Source organism: Corallococcus terminator, from assembly GCF_003611635.1.
Lineage (GTDB): Bacteria > Myxococcota > Myxococcia > Myxococcales > Myxococcaceae > Corallococcus > Corallococcus terminator.
On record NZ_RAVZ01000570.1, the window covers coordinates 1 to 3105 of the forward strand.

At 71.9% G+C, this 3105-nt stretch carries 3 protein-coding genes; 2 read left to right on the forward strand and 1 reads right to left on the reverse strand.

All coding sequences use genetic code 11. The features are described from left to right. Together D7V88_RS40140 and D7V88_RS40145 are read left to right on the forward strand one after the other, a co-directional pair. A partial coding sequence (locus D7V88_RS40140; RefSeq protein WP_120545778.1) for a cytidine deaminase occupies nt 1-325 on the forward strand: 325 nt, incomplete at its 5' end. 12 nt (nt 326-337) lie between these two features. Beyond that, a complete protein-coding gene (locus D7V88_RS40145; protein ID WP_120545779.1) occupies nt 338-1669 on the forward strand; it encodes a 5'-deoxyadenosine deaminase in 1332 nt (443 codons plus the stop codon). Between the two features lies 1 nt (nt 1670). Here D7V88_RS40145 and D7V88_RS40150 read toward each other — a convergent pair whose 3' ends face one another. Then, nucleotides 1671-3032 carry a sensor histidine kinase gene (locus D7V88_RS40150; RefSeq protein WP_120545780.1) on the reverse strand — a complete coding sequence of 454 codons (1362 nt, stop codon included), beginning with the start codon at nt 3030-3032 and terminating at the stop codon, nt 1671-1673. Between the last annotated feature and the right edge of the window lie 73 nt (nt 3033-3105).

The window sequence follows — 3105 nt, forward strand, 5'->3', positions numbered from 1 at the left end:
CTTCCCGGTGGGGGCCGCGGTGCTGTACGCGGACGGCTCCGTGGTGGCTGGCTGCAATGTGGAGAACGCCACCTACGGCCTCACCGTGTGCGCGGAGCGCAATGCGTTCGCCGCGGGCGTGGCCCAGGGCAAGGAGAAGCCCGTGGCGGTGGCCGTCGTCGTGGACACCCTGGAGCCCTGTCCTCCGTGCGGCATGTGCCGCCAGGTGATGGCCGAGTTCGCCGGGCCTGACTTTCCGGTGCGCAGCCGCACCCTCAACGGTAGCGAGGCGCGCTATTCGCTCGGCGAACTGCTGCCGCACGCCTTCACCCGCGCTTTCCTCTAAGGGCTCCCCCGCGTGGACCTGCTGCTGACCAATGCCACCGTCGTGACCATGAACCGCGAGCGGGAGGTGCTTCCGCGCGCGGACGTGCTCGTCCAGGACGGTCGCATCGCGAAGGTGGGCCGGGGCCTGAAGGTGAAGGGCCCCCGCCGCCTGCTGGACCTGTCCGGCCAGGTGGTGATGCCCGGCCTCATCCACGGCCACCTGCACGCCTGCCAGACGCTGTTGCGAGGCCACGCGGACAAGCTGGAGCTCTTGGACTGGTTGCGCGAGCGCATCTGGCCCATGGAGGCGGCGCACGACGCGGCGTCCCTGCGCGCCAGCGCGGACCTCACGTTCGCGGAGCTGATCCGCTCCGGTTCCACGGCGGCGCTCGACATGGGCACCGTGCACCACTACGACGCCGTCTTCGAATCCGCGCGCGACAGCGGCTTCCGGCTCGTCGGTGGCAAGGCGATGATGGACTCCGGCGCGGAGGTGCCCCGGGGCCTGCGGGAGACGACCGCCGACTCGCTGTCGGAGAGCCTGGCGCTGCTGGAGCGCTGGCACGGCACGCACGACAACCGCCTGCGCTATGCGTTCGCGCCGCGCTTCGCCCTGTCCTGCACGCCGGAGCTGTTGCGCGAGGTGGGACGGCTGTCGCGCGAGAAGGGCGTGCGGATCCACTCGCACGCCAGTGAGAACTCCAAGGAGACGGACGTGGTCCGCCAGGTCACCGGCCAGGACAACATCGCCTTCTTCCACGGGCTGGGGCTCACCGGGAGCAACGTCACGCTGGCCCACTGCGTCTGGGTGGAGGGCAAGGAGCAGGCGCTGCTGCGCGAGTCGGGCACGGTGGTGTGCCACTGCCCGGGCTCCAACCTGAAGCTCGCGTCCGGCTACGCGCGCGTGCCGGAGCTGCTGGCGGACGGCATCCCCGTGGCGCTGGGGGCGGACGGCGCGCCCTGCAACAACACGTTGGACCTGTTCCACGAGATGCGGCTCGCCTCCGTGCTGCACAACCCGCGCGTGGGCCCGGTGGCGATGACGCCCATGCACGTCCTGGAAATGGCCACGCTGAACGGCGCGAAGGCCCTCGGCCTGGAGGACGAGGTGGGCTCCGTGGAGGTCGGCAAGCGCGCGGACCTCACGGTGGTGGACACGCGCGGCTTCCACTTCTGCCCGCTGCCGGAGGACGTGACGGGGCCGCTGGTGTACTCGGCGCGCTCCACGGACGTGTCGCACGTGCTCATCGACGGCAAGCTGGTGCTGCGCGAGGGCGAGCTGACGACGATGGATGCCCACGCGGTGCTCGCCAACGCCCGCACGCAGGCGACGAAGCTGTTCGCCCGCGCGAAGCTTCGCTGAGCTAGCGGGGCAGGCGCAGGACGAAGGACGTGGACCAGCCGTCCGCGTCCTCCACGGCCAGCCGCCCGCCGTGGGCTTCCGCCGCGAGCCGGGAGAAGTACAGCCCCAGGCCGTAGCCCCGGCGGCCCTCCTTCTCGCGGCTGCCCTGCGTGTACTTGTCGAAGAGGGACTCGCGCGCTTCGGGCGGGATGGCGATGCCGTCGTTGCGCACCGCCAGCCACTGCAACCCTTCCGCCTCGCCCGCCTCCAGGCGCACCCGGCCGCCCGACGGCGCGTAGCGGAGCGCGTTGGTGGCCAGGTTCTCCACCACGCGGATGAGCAGGCCCGCGTCGCCCACGATGTGGAGGTTCGGGGTGGAGGCCAGCTCCAGCCTGATTTTTCGCAGCCGGGCCGCGCCATCCAGCGAGCGGCGCACTTCGTCCAGAAGCGGCGCCACCGGGAAGGGCTGCTTGCGCGGGGACAGCCGGCCCTGCTCCAGGCGGGGCACGTCCAAGAGGTCGGAGATCATCCGGTCCAGGCGCGCGGTGACGGCGAGCCCCGTGCGCACCGACTCCACCAGCGGCGTCCCGACGGGCAGTTCCTGCTCCATCCACGACAGCGACAGCGTCACGGCGGACAGGGGCGAGCGCAGGTCGTGCACCAGGAACTGCATGAGCTGCTCCTGGTGGGCCTGGAGCGTCTCCAGTTGCACGTTGCGCGCGTGGGCCTCCGCCAGCATGCGCTCGATGGTGCGGTGGGCGTCCTCCACCTCGGAGGTGCGGCGGGCCTCCAACTGCCGGGCCACCTCCGCGCGCGACAGGTCCATGGCCAACTGGCGCAGCCGCCCGGTGCCGTAGTGGCTCACCGCCGCGACCAGGAACAGCGTGACCGCGGCGACGGCCACCGCCCCCGGGCCCACGCCCACCGTGTGCATCAGCACCGCCTGGGCCAGGGCGGCCAGGCCCGCCGTGCCGTAGACGAGCCGGGGCATCAGCTCCAGGCCGCTCAGCGCCACCACCAGCGCGAAGAGCCCCAGGCTGAAGCCCGCCACGCCGGCGGGGAAGGGCGACACGGGCAGCGCCATGATTTGCAGCCCGAACACCAGCGCCACGTCCACCACCGACTGGGCGATGCTCAACTGCTGCGTGACGGGCCGGAAGCGCAGCGCGAACAGCAGCGCCACCACGCCCCCGTAGCAGAGCAGCAGCGGGGGGTAGTGGGCCCAGTCCCGGGCGCCCGTCAGCCACAGGCCCAGGCTCACGGCGAAGAACACCCCCGTGCCCACCAGCCGCACCACCGCCCCGGCGCCCAGCACGCGCTGGCGCTGGGCGTTCACCACCCGCGCAAGCTCATTCTCGAAGGCAACGGGGAGGGAAGTGTCCATGCGACACGTCCGTTTTCCCCGCTTCTTCCCCTCGCGGCAAGTTCACGGCCGCGCGTCTTTCGCGACCCCCGCC

Coding starts and splice junctions, on each gene's coding strand:
- D7V88_RS40150 (WP_120545780.1), bottom strand. CDS start 3,032: ATGGACACTTCCCTCCCCGTTGCCTTCGAGAATGAGCTTGCGCGGGTG.